13 protein-coding genes are annotated in these 13,791 nt (G+C 52.8%); 12 read left to right on the forward strand and 1 reads right to left on the reverse strand.

Features of this window, described 5'->3' with window-relative positions; genetic code table 11:
• The 6 genes from HNR64_RS00690 to HNR64_RS00715 are packed head-to-tail and all read left to right on the forward strand — an operon-like array spanning position 1 to position 7,183.
• Positions 1 to 753, forward strand: coding sequence for an ETEC_3214 domain-containing protein (locus HNR64_RS00690; protein ID WP_204994715.1), 753 nt, complete (start codon positions 1 to 3; stop codon positions 751 to 753).
• Positions 753 to 2,279, forward strand: a complete 1,527-nt coding sequence (locus tag HNR64_RS00695; protein ID WP_204994716.1) for a COG3014 family protein — start codon at positions 753 to 755, stop codon at positions 2,277 to 2,279. The genes HNR64_RS00690 and HNR64_RS00695 overlap by 1 nt, the downstream gene beginning before the upstream one ends.
• An 8-nt stretch (positions 2,280 to 2,287) precedes the next feature.
• On the forward strand, positions 2,288 to 2,881 hold the full coding sequence (locus HNR64_RS00700) for a penicillin-binding protein activator LpoB (RefSeq protein ID WP_239547404.1): 594 nt from the start codon (positions 2,288 to 2,290) through the stop codon (positions 2,879 to 2,881).
• On the forward strand, positions 2,878 to 3,879 hold the full coding sequence (locus HNR64_RS00705) for an LPP20 family lipoprotein (protein ID WP_204994717.1): 1,002 nt from the start codon (positions 2,878 to 2,880) through the stop codon (positions 3,877 to 3,879). The genes HNR64_RS00700 and HNR64_RS00705 overlap by 4 nt, the downstream gene beginning before the upstream one ends.
• 31 nt (positions 3,880 to 3,910) lie before the next feature.
• Positions 3,911 to 4,930 (forward strand): hypothetical protein, encoded by a 1,020-nt coding sequence (locus HNR64_RS00710; protein WP_204994718.1) that lies wholly within the window; start codon positions 3,911 to 3,913, stop codon positions 4,928 to 4,930.
• A 12-nt stretch (positions 4,931 to 4,942) separates the two neighbouring features.
• Complete coding sequence (locus HNR64_RS00715; RefSeq protein ID WP_204994719.1) at positions 4,943 to 7,183, forward strand: PKD domain-containing protein; 2,241 nt, start codon at positions 4,943 to 4,945, stop codon at positions 7,181 to 7,183.
• 100 nt (positions 7,184 to 7,283) lie between these two features.
• Here the strand turns inward: HNR64_RS00715 and HNR64_RS00720 are convergent, their stop codons facing one another.
• The gene (locus HNR64_RS00720) at positions 7,284 to 7,859 is read right to left on the reverse strand and encodes an LPP20 family lipoprotein (RefSeq protein WP_204994720.1); all 576 of its coding nucleotides are present in this window, start codon (positions 7,857 to 7,859) and stop codon (positions 7,284 to 7,286) included.
• 345 nt (positions 7,860 to 8,204) lie between these two features.
• Here HNR64_RS00720 and HNR64_RS00725 point away from each other — a divergent pair, with 345 nt between their 5' ends.
• From HNR64_RS00725 to HNR64_RS00750, 6 genes are all read left to right on the forward strand, one after another.
• A complete protein-coding gene (locus HNR64_RS00725) occupies positions 8,205 to 8,726 on the forward strand; it encodes a porin family protein (RefSeq protein WP_204994721.1) in 522 nt (173 codons plus the stop codon).
• A gap of 72 nt (positions 8,727 to 8,798) precedes the next feature.
• Positions 8,799 to 10,181 (forward strand): COG3014 family protein, encoded by a 1,383-nt coding sequence (locus HNR64_RS00730; RefSeq protein WP_204994722.1) that lies wholly within the window; start codon positions 8,799 to 8,801, stop codon positions 10,179 to 10,181.
• 11 nt (positions 10,182 to 10,192) lie between these two features.
• Positions 10,193 to 10,555 carry a DUF1425 domain-containing protein gene (locus tag HNR64_RS17285; protein WP_204994723.1) on the forward strand — a complete coding sequence of 121 codons (363 nt, stop codon included), beginning with the start codon at positions 10,193 to 10,195 and terminating at the stop codon, positions 10,553 to 10,555.
• Positions 10,556 to 10,578: 23 nt separating this feature from the next.
• Positions 10,579 to 11,181, forward strand: a complete 603-nt coding sequence (gene lpoB, locus HNR64_RS00740) for a penicillin-binding protein activator LpoB (RefSeq protein WP_204994724.1) — start codon at positions 10,579 to 10,581, stop codon at positions 11,179 to 11,181.
• Positions 11,182 to 11,196: 15 nt separating this feature from the next.
• On the forward strand, positions 11,197 to 12,543 hold the full coding sequence (locus HNR64_RS00745) for a hypothetical protein (protein ID WP_204994725.1): 1,347 nt from the start codon (positions 11,197 to 11,199) through the stop codon (positions 12,541 to 12,543).
• Position 12,544: 1 nt separating this feature from the next.
• Positions 12,545 to 13,774, forward strand: a complete 1,230-nt coding sequence (locus HNR64_RS00750; protein ID WP_204994726.1) for a CsgG/HfaB family protein — start codon at positions 12,545 to 12,547, stop codon at positions 13,772 to 13,774.
• Positions 13,775 to 13,791: the final 17 nt, after the last annotated feature.

Genomic DNA, 13,791 nt, shown 5'->3' on the forward strand with positions numbered 1-13,791 from the left:
GTGGATAAAGTCGAACTTCACAATCAAAAAATTAGCGCCATCACTAACCGGCTACCCACGTGGTTAGTGTCGTTGGTCTTGCTGTTTGTCGGCCTCGGCAACTTCACCGACTCGATAGAGCTGATGAAAAACGTGTATGAGTCAATTTCCAGCAAGTTCAGCAACCAAGTGGAATACGACCGCACCCGGCACGTGCGCGCAGGGTTAAACCTGGCCTATGTGCAAGATTATATTGGCGAGCCACAGCTCCTGAAGGAACTCGAGGGCGGCCTGCAAGTGCGCTACTACATTGATGAAAAATACCTTATCTCTTTGTATACGCAGGGCGAGCGCGTGAGCGCGTATTTAATTTTTGCCCGCGAAGACCATTTCCAGCCGGACATGCAGGGCATGAACGAACAGTCGCTGGGCGACAGCTCATTATTCCAACTTCGCCAGAATACCGACCGCGTTGCCTTTGAGCACTCGCGCAACATCGCCTACTTTCTGGAAAGCAAAGAAGTTAACTTCGGCGGCGGCTATCTCACGAACAGCTATTTAGGCTGGGTAAATTATGCAGCGCAGTTTGGCCCCAGCCCATCGCCGCAGCTCGGCGCGCTCTACGATGCAGAAATGCTCGGCGAAAACAGCGCAGGCAAATTAACAGCCGCCCGCGAGCATATACGCCCCAATGCCTTTGGCTATGGCGAGCTGAGCATTGAGCAACTTCAGCGCGGATTACTTACCAGTGCCGAGCTGAGGTTCTTCGACTAATGACTAACGGAATAAACTGGAAACGAAGCCTCGCAGGCCTGCTGCCACTCACCCTGGCGGCCTGCTTGAGCGGCAACACCCAGCCGCAGAATACTGCGATCGCCTCCGGGCTTTCTTCACCGACACTGCCGTCAAGTAAGGACATCGCCTACGATGACCAAGACCTCGTGTCGCTATTCACCCACGCCAGCCTGCGGCGACATGAAGGCGATTACCGGGGAAGTAACCAAGCCCTTGAGCGCGCCTATCAACGCAGCGAAGAACTTTACACTCAACGGCTAAGCGAGTTTGGCAGCGCGAGCTTGCGCAATCCCGGCGCCCTACCCTATCGACCCAATTCACTTGAAGTTGGCTTTATCAGCTACCTGAAGGCGCTCAACCATTTCGCCACCGACGCAGACCGACTGCCCTTGCAGCAAAGGGAAGCCGCAGCGGTAGAAATGCGTCGCCTCGATGTACTGCAAGGCGAAGCGCGCTTTCTCCAGGACATGGGCTTAGACAGCGACAAGAACCGCGACCTGGCACAAATGGTGGTATCACTGTTCGCCGAACGCACGAACACCGAGTTAAGCCAGGGTATTGTCGATTTGCAAAGCCCCTGGCTGTATGTCGTTTCCGGCATCGTCTTTGAAATCAACCAAGACCTGGACAGCGCCAGAATCAGCTACCAACGCGCCCTGGATGCGCTGCCAGAGGGCGACCTTTCGCCGCCGCACAGCAATGTAAAAGTACTCGCTGAAGAGGGCGGTCTGCGCTGTATGCAACAACTCGGCGCAAGCGATCAAGCCATACAAGAGTCTGCCTTTGCCGCACCGGCGCAAGACGGCGCACCAACAACCAATAGCTGGCTGATTGAACATCTCGGCACACTTCCGGCGAAAGCCCCTCTGGAAATGCTACTCACCGCCGACAGCATTCAACAGCGGCTGATCCTGCGGCCAATGATTCGCGGCACAGATGCAGAAAAGCGCCAGCAAAAGCAGCAATTTGCTGGACTGTCACTGCTGTACAGCAGCCCCTACAAAGATGCCATTGTCGTCGAGCTCGGCGACAACTGGAGCGCACTGGAAAGTCTCGGCCTTACCGACACAATCGGCGGCGGGATCCGCCTGTTTCTCGACTATTTCTCGGAGCCACAGCCTCACCACGCCGCTAAAGTCATTGGTGAAAACGGCGCGTTACTGCAAAGCGTTGAACTGGCCGATATCGCTGGCGATCTCCAACGCTACCAGACCCTCACACTGAAGCGCCGCTTCGAGGAAGCACTGCTGCGCGAAGTCAGTAAATCCGCAGGCTATAAATCGATGACCGGCGGCATTAAGTTACCGTTTTCGCTCGGCGGCGCGCTGGCCACGTTCACCGCGGGGGCCGATTTACGCCAGTGGCAGCTTCTGCCAGCCAAGATACGCATCACGCCACTTCCTGCAGATTTAGCGGGCCGCCAACTTACTATCACGCGCGGCGACCGCGCTAACTCGCTGACGGTTCCCGCTGACAAACGCCTAATCAGCATTGATCACTACTGAGTCAAATCATGATGACCTTTCGCTCTCTTACTATCCTTATTCTTTCAGTGCTGCTGTGCGCCTGCGGAAGTAGCAACGTTAAACGCATGGAAAACGGCAGCCAACCCGCATTAACCGATCGCTGGAATGCCACCGACTCGCAACTTGTTGCCGAAGCGCTGATTAGCGACATGCTGAGTTTTCCCTGGGCAAAATCCAGGGCGGACGGTTCACTACCTGTGATTGCGATTCAACACATCAGCAATCGATCCCACGAGCAAATTGCAGTGGAAACCTTCATCAATTCGATCAAGCGGGAGTTATTGCGCAGCGGTAAAGCCGAGTTTGTGGTGACCGGCGCAGAGCGCGAGCGTGTGCGCGACGAGAAGCTCGACCAGGAAATGTTTGCCAGCATGGAAAGCGCCGTCGAACTCGGCGAAGAGACGGCCGCCGGCTATGCACTGAGCGGTGTTATCACCTCATTAGTAGACCAGCTTGAGGGGCAGCGCACGACCACCTACCAAGTCGACCTTAAACTGATTGATCTTAAGAGCAACCGCGAAGTTTGGAATGGTCAGAAACAGATCCACAAATACAGCAAACGCGCGAGATTCGGCCTGTGAAGCATCCATTTTTCTCCGCCAGCAAGCTCGCCGTCGCCAGTGTACTTTTCGCCTGCAACACCGCACTCGCCGCCGTGCCATACTGGGTTAGCCAACCACCCCAGCGCAAGGGTTTTGTATTCGGTGTTGGCGCAGCCGACCTCTCACTTGGTCACGCAGCTGCCAGCGAGGCGGCCAAGCTCGCCGCTCGCAATGAAATCGCCAGCAGTCTGAAGCTGCAAATTGGATCAGAGCTAACACTAAACAATATCTCCGACGAATCCGGCAGTCGCAGCGAGTTTAACAACAACATTCGCATCCGCGTTCCCGACGTCGCCCTCTCCGACATTCGCATCATCAAAACTGGGGAGGTGGCAGAGCACCAAAGCTTATACAGTTTGGCCGAGCTGGACTTGGCAAAGGCTGCGGAGCGCGTCGCCAGTGAAATTCGTTCACTGCTCGCGCAAACCTCCCCAGCCATCGACAGCACTTCGCTAGCCACTGCTCTGCGCGGCCACTACCGCGCGTTAGAGCGCCAGCTCAATTTTCAGTCATTGCTGTCCCAGTATCGACTACTCGACGGCAAACAGCCGTTTAACGATAGCGCACTCAACAATGACGCCGAGCGGGCGCTGAAATTTTTCGACAGCTTACTGATTCACATAACACCAAAGGATGAAGACAGCAAAAAAGTGGCACGGAACATCGCCTCAGAACTGGCCGCGAAAGGCCTACAGGGCAGCGAAAGCGCTACGCAAGCGAAGCTTCAGCTGTCCATGAACAGTCAGAGAAGGACGATGGAGCGCAATGGCGCGCATTTTTGCCGGATAAAAACTGATGCGACACTCAGCGCGAATACACAGCATTTGAGCGCCGCCAGTCGCTCGGCAAAAGCGGTTTCCGGTGACCCTGAAATTGCCTGCCAGAAGGCCGCGGAGAAGCTCAGCAAAGTTGTCGCCGCCGACATCATGAACAAATTTTGGAACACATTAAAATCACCGTCACCAAAGCAAAACTAAGACGGATAACACCACACAGAGGGTAAGTGAGATGACGAGAAAGGCCTCGGCAATTGCACTGGCAGCCGCACTACTATCAAGCGGCGCACTGGCGCAAGAGCAAGATCAACGAGCGAGCTTTGGCGACGACGCTAGCTATAACTACTTTGGCGGCGTATCTGTCGGTTACAAATATCAGGAGCTAGAGGCGGACACGATCCGCGACGCCTACGTGAAAACGGTCGGCTTGAACATTCTGCAGTTCGAATGGTTTCCCGAGCAGGCCACCTGGATGCAGAACATTAGCTGGATGGCGGCGATTCGCCCCCGCCTGAGCTACGAGCTGACGCCCGGTGACAGCGCCGATCAGGATGAAATCGCCCAGGCCTCTGATTCAGAAAAAGAAGGCTGGACACGCTTTGTCGCCGACCTGAGCATTGACCCGATTCAACTTTTCGGCGGCGAGAAATCCAACCACCGCATCGACATTAATTATGATGTGCAGACCTTCCTGATTACCGTTCAGGCAACCCGCGATTATTTTTACATTGAAGACAACGACGCCAAGCTGCTCACCGCCGGTGACAAAATTGACGTCAACACCACCTTCACCGAAGCGGTCATCGGCTATGCGGTTGAAGAGGAAGACCTGCGACTCATGGTGGGCTTTTTCTCCGTGGACTACGAAAAGCCGGTATCTAGCGATGTTTCCACACCCATCGAATCTATCTACAAAGGCAACTTCGAATCGCGCGGCATCTACATGGGCGGCTCAATACGCCTGTTTGGCAACCTGGACCTGAGCCTGCGCTACGATTATTCCTATGACGCTGAAGCCACTGTCGACGGTGGCACGTCACTAACTCGCGACGAGTTTGGCATTGAGGACAGCATTGAGTACGACGCCTATACCCTCAATGCGGTTTACGATCTGCGCAAAACTACCATGAAACTACCAATGGAAGTCCGCTTCAGCTATATCCAGCGCCAGTTTGACGCCCTTGTTGAAGGCTCGACCGTGAACGACGACCGAATCTTCGGGGTTTCGTTGATCGGCAGCTTCACGCTTTAAGAGGACCCAGTTATGAAAAATCTGAAATTACTGACCGCCGCATCGCTGGCCCTAGGCCTGAGCCTGCAAGGCTGCGTGTTTGACGAATCGGGCACTGAATACAAAGAGCCGAACGCCAATACCGAGCCCGTAATCAACCTGAACTACGACTCACAACTGCCACTGAACACCTACCTCACCTTCGAGGACGACAGTGCCGATATCGCGGTGACCTTTGGCAGCCAGGAATTCCGCTTCCCCGACCGCTCTGAAATGCGACTGCGCGGTTTTGGTGGTTTTGAAACCGACCGCGTGTGGAAAACCTCGGTGGTGGAAGATTCGCGAGGCATTAAAACCCTGCGCATGGGCTATTACGTGGCATCGCCAGGTAGCAGCGACATCAGCGCACCGGTCTTCCACAACTTTGCCAAGGACAGCCGCGGCAATATCTACCTGACAGAAACCGCCGAGCAGCTCAAATCTGACCTCGGTGTGGCGCCGTTCCGCCAACCCCAGCCTGCACTGCTGTTCCCTGCCCAAGTTGAGGTCGGCGAAAGCTGGGTAGCTGGGCCGACCATCGTGCCGCTGTTCTACAACTTCAGCTCCGGCACCGGCTGGACCGCGACGCTGGTCGATGACAATGCCACCGCGCCTATCAGCGGCGAGGAAAACTGTATTGTTATCAAGTATTACGGTGAACGCTTCTCCTACTACTTATACCTGAAAAATGGCCTGGGTGTCGTTGAGTGGGTCAATAGCTGGGAGGAAGACCCCAATGGCAAGGTGCTGCCCACCGATGGCTGGGCGCGCAGCGATAAAGGCAATGGCAGCACAGACATTGACTATACCGATTACGGCTGGTCCTTCGACGACAGCAACCCGGTCGGTGCCGTACTTTATTCAATTGGCCTGAAGGTTGTTGAAGACGAAGAAGCCAATGCTGACGCCAGCGAGAGCTCGCCCATCAATGATTCAGGCTTTGACTTCACCCGAGTCATTGAAAGCACCGCGCCCGCCTCAAACACCTACCCGGCGCTGCTGGACCTGCGTCTTCCCGATGAACGCGGCGAAGAATCCATCAACTTTGCCGACAGCAAATGGGATGCGCTGACCGGAAAATACTACCGGCCGCTTATCCGCATCAGCTTTGAGGGCAACACCTATGTTGCCGACGAGAGCAACGGCAGCTTTGACGTGGACAAGCTCTACAACCAGCCCTTTGGCCCCGCTCGTCTGGCGTTTTTGGGTCGCGGTACGCTGGTAAATGAGGCCGATCCCACCGACAGCATGAAGTTTGTTGGATTGCTGGAGGGGAATTACGTGAATGCCGGTCCCGACGGGCTGACCTCAGACTTTGCGATATTCGGCCTGGGGCCTGATCGTCGCCTGCCCGCCGCCAAACCGGGCAGCACCTATCGCATTTATATTTCCTACGCCAATCTCAACGAGCCGCTGCGCGAGCTGCTGGAAATGGACCAGGCGAGTATTGATGAGTTCGGGCTGGACGAGTCTCAACTCGGCTATGAAAGCATCTGTTACGGCAACCGCATCAGCGAAGACGGCCCCTGCAACAGCATCAATGTCAGCTTTGAAATTCAGGTGCCAGATGTTGAAGGCGAACTGGGCTTCCGCATCGGCGGCATCGACAGCAACGACGAGCTCAAGTCTGCCAGTCAGTTGTTCTATCTGCCGGTCAGCAAAGATGCCGGTGGCAAAGGCAAACTGACTGCCCGCCTGTTCGACCAGTTCAGCGATGTCATCCGCGGCGCGCGCGATGCCAACGGCGAGTTCAACACAGGTATTCTTAATGCCTTGTCGTCCGTGGCGCCAAACAGCAATATCGTCAAATACAGCTATGATTTTGGCGATGGCGAAACGGTTGACGACGGTATCCCGCTGGGTGTCTACACCTACAGGCAGGACGGCGAATATCAGCTCAAGCTGACCGTTACCGACGACCAGGGCAATACCGCTACCGCCTCTCGTAAAGTCATTATCAGCGATACCGGCAAAGTGATTATTCGCAACATCGCCAATGATTTCGGCAGTGGCGCCTTCACCATCGGTATCGACAATCTCGACGAGCCAGACGGCTACTACGACTACTACAAATTCGTCATTCTCGACAAAGGCGAGGATGAAGTCTTCGAAGTACCAGGCGGTGTGAACTACGTGGTCGATATTATCGATAATGGTGAAGTCTTATTTACCGAAGAGCGATTTGTAGGCAATGCCGAAGAAGAGGTTGTTGAGGTCGATCTAGACCAAGACTAGTTAGCAGTATTATTGCAACCACAAAAAAGCCCGCCAATGGCGGGCTTTTTTGTGCGCTTACGGTCGCGGCGTCAGCGACCCATAGCATTTACGCAACGTATTAGCGCGCCATTTCTTCGTTCAGCTCTTGCTGAGCTTGTGCGCCCTTAAATTGCTGCAAAAGCACCTCTCGGGTATCTGGCTGCACCTGGCGCTCACTCGCGGCCAACATGTTATCAAACAGTGCCAGGGTTTTATCGCGCCCCATTGTCACCAATACACACAGGTTTTTCTTACCGTCGATTTCAACAAACTCCACACGCTCAGCTCGTGTGCCAATCAGCGTCTGCTGGGTAAGTTGCTTCGCCACCGATGAGAAGGTTGAGCCGCTGGATACGCCGCTGGACACATCCGTGCGCTCGCGAAATACCTTGTCCAAAACTGCAACTTTCGTTTCTAGCTGTTGGGCTAAATCCGTCCGCGCATTGGCAACGGCAAGCTGGCGGTCGATAGACATGTTACTGGAATACGGCACACACTGAGCGCTGGCAAAACCATCGTCAATGTAAGGGTTCATCACCCACTGGGGGAGTCCACCCGCACCTTGTTGTGACTGCTGCGTATCTGCTGCCTGCTCGGTGCTTGCACACGCCGTCATTAGCGCTGCGCAAGTCACACCTATTATTTTCTTCTTCATTAAGCACTCCAATATCCACGAGTAATACACATCGACGCCGCCCAAACGACGTGCCGATGTATTTCGAGTTCCTGCTCGACTGTTGCATCTCCGGCGCTCGGCAAGCAGACCAATTCATAGCAACACTCCACCTCCATTTTAGAGGGGAATGCAGCAAATGCACAGGTCAATATTTGACGACCAACCTGATTTCATGCACAGGCCCTTGGTCTGAACACAAGGACCACTACGAGTGGTAGAAAATAGTATTGCGTTGAAACAATTAGACGTTAGACTGTTGAGGCTGGCACTGTTAGACGTTAGCCGGATCAATAAACACTATATGAACACAAGGAAGTGAATCATATGCGTAAAACTATTCTGCTGTTCGCAGCAATGCTCGCCATTTCAGGCAACGCCTTTGCCTCACAACTCGGCTTATACGGCGGCTTACAATACCAATCCATTGAAGATGACGAAAACACGGAACTCGGCGTCTTAAGTGCTCGTTTGGGCAGTTTTCTCACCGAGAACGTAAGTGCCGAGGTCAGGATTGGCACGGGCGTCAGTGACCATGGTGAACGTATATCTGGAATGAAATTTTCTGTCGAAGCCGACACTACTCTGGGAGCGTACTTCAGAGGAGGTGTATTTATTACACCGCGCGTGTACCCGTATATCATCGTTGGCTATACGCAATTTGACTACACCGCCAAACTCGAAGGTTTTGGCTCGTTCTCTGACGATGAATCCGGCACTAGCTTAGGCATTGGAGCGGAATTTTTTATTAATAAAAAAACCGGTCTCACCCTAGAAGCAATGCGTCTCTTAGATGAAGATGATATCGAGCTCGATGCTCTCAATCTTGGCGTTGTAGTTAATTTTTAGCGGACTCTTCCCTTGATCGGGGGCTGCCTCATCAGCCCCCTCCACACTAACAAAACTATAGGGTAATCACGGATGATTACACTTCGTACCTTTTTGCTTGCAACAAGCATTTTTGCCACCGGCTGTGCCAGTTACAGCAACTCATCATTTGTTAATCAGATCGACACCCACTACAGCGCGGGTCAATTCGAACAATCAGCGCTGTATATAGAAAAAAAACTGGGCCTCTATGAGGAAGCGGAGCAAACGTTAAAGCCCGTGGCTCCCAATGCCGGCGATGTTTTAATGCATCTTGAGGCCGGCGAAAATTGGCGGCTCTCAGGAAATCTCGAGCGCAGTATTGCGCACTACGACGCAGTAGAAGAGTTGTTAAAAACCGAAGACACCGAAGGCGTGGGTAAGAAAGTCGCCGAAGGGGCTGGCTCAGCGTTAGTAAACGACACTTTGCGATCTTATGACCCCGCCTCGTCTGAGCGCATTCTTACCAACTACTATAAAGCGATGTCTTTCTGGGCTCAGGGCAATGCCGACTTTGCGCGAGTGGAGTTCAATCGCGCCAATGAACGTGCGCGCATCGCCGTTGAAGACAATGCAGATAAAATTGCCGAACAACAGGAAGAAGAAACCAAGCTCGACGACAAAGAGCGCTCGAAGCTTACCTCAAAGATCGAAGAAAAATTTCCCTCCATGGCAAATTGGGCGGTTTTTGAGGACTTCCTGAACCCCGCCGTGGCCTATACCAACGCGCTTTTCTTAGCCTCTAGCAGCAACAGCGACATCTCCAAAGCACAGGATTTGATGGTTCGCGTTCGCGGGATGATAGGTGAGAATCCAGTTGTCGACAACGACCTAACCAACCTTAGCAACTACTCACGCCTGACTAATGGCGCACCCGCATGGTGGATTATTTATGAGTCGGGCCTAAGTCCAACACTGACAGAAAAGTCTTTCGCAATACCGTTTATTTGGAGTGGCAATCTAATTACTGCCAACATCGCACTTCCTGAGCTGACACCGCGCTGGACAGGGCTCACTACAAACGGCGTGACGCTCAATGGCTCGGCCGTCAATTTTTCTACGCTCGCCACTATGGAGCGCGTCCTCCAAACAGAGTTCAAAACTCGCTGGCCCGCAACTGTGACACGTGCAGTGATTACCGCCACAACTAAAGCCGTTTTACAACAGCAGATGGGGAAAGAGCTTGGGATTCTCGGCAACCTCGCTGGCCTTGCCTACTCTGCAGCCACCACAACTGCTGACACTCGAACTTGGCGATCCATGCCTGAAGCCTGGCATGTGGCCAAATTGCCGGCGACACAACTGAGCACCTTGCGCATCCCTTATGGCCTTGGACTGTTCTCAGACGTAGAGCTACCGAATAACACCAATGCCTTGGTGTATATCAAGCAGCCCGCCCCCAATGCAAAGCCCTATATTGAAGTCATTCAACTATAAGGAATTTTCCCATGCGAAAGTTACTGATCGTTATCGCTATATCCGCTGTTCTCTCCGCTTGCGCTGTGTCTCCCTCAGCGCCTCCTTGGGCGGCCCATGTTTCCTATGACGGTCAATGGGTCGAGGTACTCGATGTTCGAAGCTGGCATAGCGCGAATACGGGAATGGAATTGATGCTGAGAATCAAATCGAACGCATTCATGGATAGAACCATCCGTTACCGCGTTCTTTGGTACACCGAAGACGGCCGCCCGATTAAAACACTACTTGGTAAATGGAATGAACGTCTTCTAAAACCCGGACAGAGCATTGATATCACTGAATCCAGCCCCGGCCCTAAAGCCGCGGACTACCGAATTGAAATCGAAGATTAATTACTGACAGGACGCTATAAATCATGAAAAAAGTTATCGTAATGACTTTGCTATCCCTAGTTTTCACTGGCTGCGCAGCTCCTGGCGCTAGCTACGTGGATACCAACAATGACACATCAGGAACCGTTATGGGTCTGGAGTATCGAGATTTTGAGAAAGCCGCAGCGGATGCGGTGGCATCAATGATCTCTACCGGTGCCGTCAGCCACCCAAGCGGCGGCCGCTATATCTTGGCGATAGGCAAGGTGACCAACGATACAATGCAGCGCATTGATACAGATCTAATCATCAAGAAAATTCGCATCGAGTTATTGCAGTCTGGCAAAGTTGTTGTGACAACTGCCGTAGGCATTAATGGCGCCGAAGACGAAATGTCATACGCCGCACGTGAACTGCGCAATAATGATGAATTTAGTCAGGCACGCGTCGCCCGTAAAGGTACTCTTCAGGCCCCGGATCTCTCTCTTTCTGGAAAGATCCTACAGCGCAATCATTCAATGGGTCGCCAGCAACAGGTGGAGTACTTTTTTCAGCTCACACTTACCGACATCAATAGTGGCCTAGCCATCTGGGAAGGCGAAACCCCCATTATCAAGCGCGGCAGCGGTAAAACCGTTTCTTGGTAGCAGAGGGCTTTAGCTATGACATGGACGTTACGTTCAATTGCGCCAAGGGCAACCTTGGCGGCTTTTTTCTTTTCGCAATGGGCTTTTGCCCTAACACCACCCGCTGTTAATGAAGGTGACGATCTAAGCGGTGTTTTAAGCACTTACGCACTCTCTTCGCAGGCAGAGCTCTCGGCACAGGGCAAGAACTATCGCTTTATATCCGCCACCGCGCCGATATCTGGCAGCCCAGGAACGGCGGCTTACATCACCTCACTCAACCTTGCTTATCAACAAGCTCTCGCCGATGCCTACTCTGGCATGGCAGAAACATTGGGTGCAGCGAATATCAGCTCGCTGACCTCAGTCTCAACCGACAACCTTACCGGAACCGCTCAGGATGCTATCGCCGATTGCAAAATGAAGAAGGCCGCAAATGGTGAACCGTCATCGAGCCTTTCCGAAAAAGCAATGGCTTTGCTCGATCGTTTTTTGGCAGACAAATCCAGCAAGGACAACGAGCAGCCTGAACGTCGCATAACCTGTGAAACTATCACCGACAAACGCGCCATCGAAGATACCATCGAAAAGACGATCGCTGACGTCTTCGAAGGCTCCAGAGTCGTTCAAACCGTCATTCATGACGGCGAAATAGGTGTTGTAATTGCTTTGTCACCCGAAACGGCACGTACTGCAGGTGTATTAGCCGCCCAGCAGCCCTCCACAGTCCCTAACCCCAGGGCAATACATGAAGTTGCAGAATGGGTTGAGCGCCAGACCGGCCAGCAGCCCGGCAATTTAATGGGGTTAGTGGGTAGCAGGATGTTTAAGTTATCCAACGGCGAATGGGCAGTGATCGGTTTTGGTATTGCACCCGCCGACTCTGGCGGCTTTAGTGGCGCAATGGGCAAGCAGAAGCTCAGCGCCCAGAGAAAAACAGCAGCGATTGATGCACAGAGAGAATTGGCAAGATTTGCCAACACCACGATCTCTGCACACAGTGAAAAGATCGCGGTGGATAATCAAACGGGAACAGCTCGCTCAATTGAACTCAATGACAACGAAACCATCGAGAGCATTGTTCAACGAAGCACTTATAGCAGGTTTAAGGCCTACACCACCACGGCGTCGAAGCTTCGCCTAACGGGCGGTACGCAAGTGTATTCTCAGAAACTAAAAGACCCTGAATCCAGCGCGGAGTTTTTCCTGGTTGCGCACGCATGGTCACCCAGCCTCATGACGCTAGCTAGAGACTTCCGCCAACACACCCAGCAGGGATATTCTCAAGGACGATCAGGTGGAGGCACCGCTTCAAGCAAGCGAACGGAGCCGAGCTCTCCCACGCAGCCGACCTTGGTTCCTATTATCGAACAGGACTGGTGATATGAAAAACATCGGAAACGCGGTGATCACACTACTCTTATTGATCGCCACATCATCACTGCATGCCAATACCAAATCGGTTCAAGTCAATGCAACAGGTTACGGCGCAAACCAGGAGGAGGCCATACGGGCGGCACTAACTTCCGCCGTCTCACAGGTCAATGGCGTCAGCCTATCATCACGGGAGGTTACCGCAAGCTCATCGATTAGCGCCTCCGCAACAGACAAGGCGGGGATGACAGAGAGTGCTGAAATTGAACTCAAAAGCCGTGTTGCCGCCTCGACCCAAACAAAAGGGCAGGTAAAACGCTACGACATTCTAGCCTTGAAACACAATGAAGATGGCACCTATAAAGCGGAGCTTTCTGTTGAAGTGTATCGCTATGATGTTCCGGCCTCTTCAAATCGAAAACGAATAGTGATTCTTCCTCCCAAGGCGAAGAACTACTATTTCTTGTTTGGCCGCGTTCAGGGGCACCAAATATCCGACTACGTTTACACCGAACTTGAGAAAGCGATTGTACAAACGCGCAAATTCGCGGTGTTAAGCCGCGTAGATTTGGCCGACATGCACGCTGAGTTAAATTTAATAGCCAGCGATTCGACCTCTCCAGAGGAGAAGGCCAAACTCGGCAGAATGCTGGGCGCCGACTACGTACTTATCCCACGAATCACAAAGGCCGAAGGCCGAACCTCAACAAGAACCATCCAAGTCACTGGGCAAACGGAGACTAGCCATACCGGCGAAGTTCGTGTTGCACTTAAAGTAGTGGTGCCTGCAACGGGCGAGATCAAATTCTCCGACGAATATTCCGCAACAACATCCAAGCCACTCGGTATCGGCCTGTTCAAATATGCCGTCGCGAAAGCCGCCCACGATTTAGTAGACAGAATTTACCCCTTACTGATCGTAGACGTGTCAGGACGCCAAGTGATAATCAATGGCGGCGGTGACGCCGTAAAGGTAGGACAACAATACAATGTTTACAATAAAGGTAAACAGATTGTTGACCCTTATACAGGCGAGTCATTGGGTAGCAAGCGCAGCTTCGTTGGGAAAATCAAAATTATCTCTGTAGAGAGCAAAATGTCGACGGCGACGATTATTAGCGGTACCGACTTCAACACCGGCATGGTACTTGCCAAGGACAAAACGCCCGTAAAAAAATCGAGCTATCGTAAGCCTCCCACACCTAAAGCTGATACCGGCATCAAACTCCCGTTCGACTAATTTTTAGAAACAAATCA

Source organism: Spongiibacter marinus, from assembly GCF_016906995.1.
Classification (GTDB): Bacteria; Pseudomonadota; Gammaproteobacteria; order Pseudomonadales; family Spongiibacteraceae; genus Spongiibacter; species Spongiibacter marinus.

What these genes read in the sequence shown, in the direction of transcription:
- HNR64_RS00695 (WP_204994716.1), top strand. Translation starts at nt 753, where the DNA reads ATGACTAACGGAATAAACTGGAAACGAAGCCTCGCAGGCCTGCTGCCA.
- HNR64_RS00700 (WP_239547404.1), top strand. Translation starts at nt 2,288, where the DNA reads ATGATGACCTTTCGCTCTCTTACTATCCTTATTCTTTCAGTGCTGCTG.
- HNR64_RS00710 (WP_204994718.1), top strand. Translation starts at nt 3,911, where the DNA reads ATGACGAGAAAGGCCTCGGCAATTGCACTGGCAGCCGCACTACTATCA.
- HNR64_RS00715 (WP_204994719.1), top strand. Translation starts at nt 4,943, where the DNA reads ATGAAAAATCTGAAATTACTGACCGCCGCATCGCTGGCCCTAGGCCTG.
- HNR64_RS00720 (WP_204994720.1), bottom strand. Translation starts at nt 7,859, where the DNA reads ATGAAGAAGAAAATAATAGGTGTGACTTGCGCAGCGCTAATGACGGCG.
- HNR64_RS00725 (WP_204994721.1), top strand. Translation starts at nt 8,205, where the DNA reads ATGCGTAAAACTATTCTGCTGTTCGCAGCAATGCTCGCCATTTCAGGC.
- HNR64_RS00730 (WP_204994722.1), top strand. Translation starts at nt 8,799, where the DNA reads ATGATTACACTTCGTACCTTTTTGCTTGCAACAAGCATTTTTGCCACC.
- HNR64_RS17285 (WP_204994723.1), top strand. Translation starts at nt 10,193, where the DNA reads ATGCGAAAGTTACTGATCGTTATCGCTATATCCGCTGTTCTCTCCGCT.
- lpoB (WP_204994724.1), top strand. Translation starts at nt 10,579, where the DNA reads ATGAAAAAAGTTATCGTAATGACTTTGCTATCCCTAGTTTTCACTGGC.
- HNR64_RS00745 (WP_204994725.1), top strand. Translation starts at nt 11,197, where the DNA reads ATGACATGGACGTTACGTTCAATTGCGCCAAGGGCAACCTTGGCGGCT.
- HNR64_RS00750 (WP_204994726.1), top strand. Translation starts at nt 12,545, where the DNA reads ATGAAAAACATCGGAAACGCGGTGATCACACTACTCTTATTGATCGCC.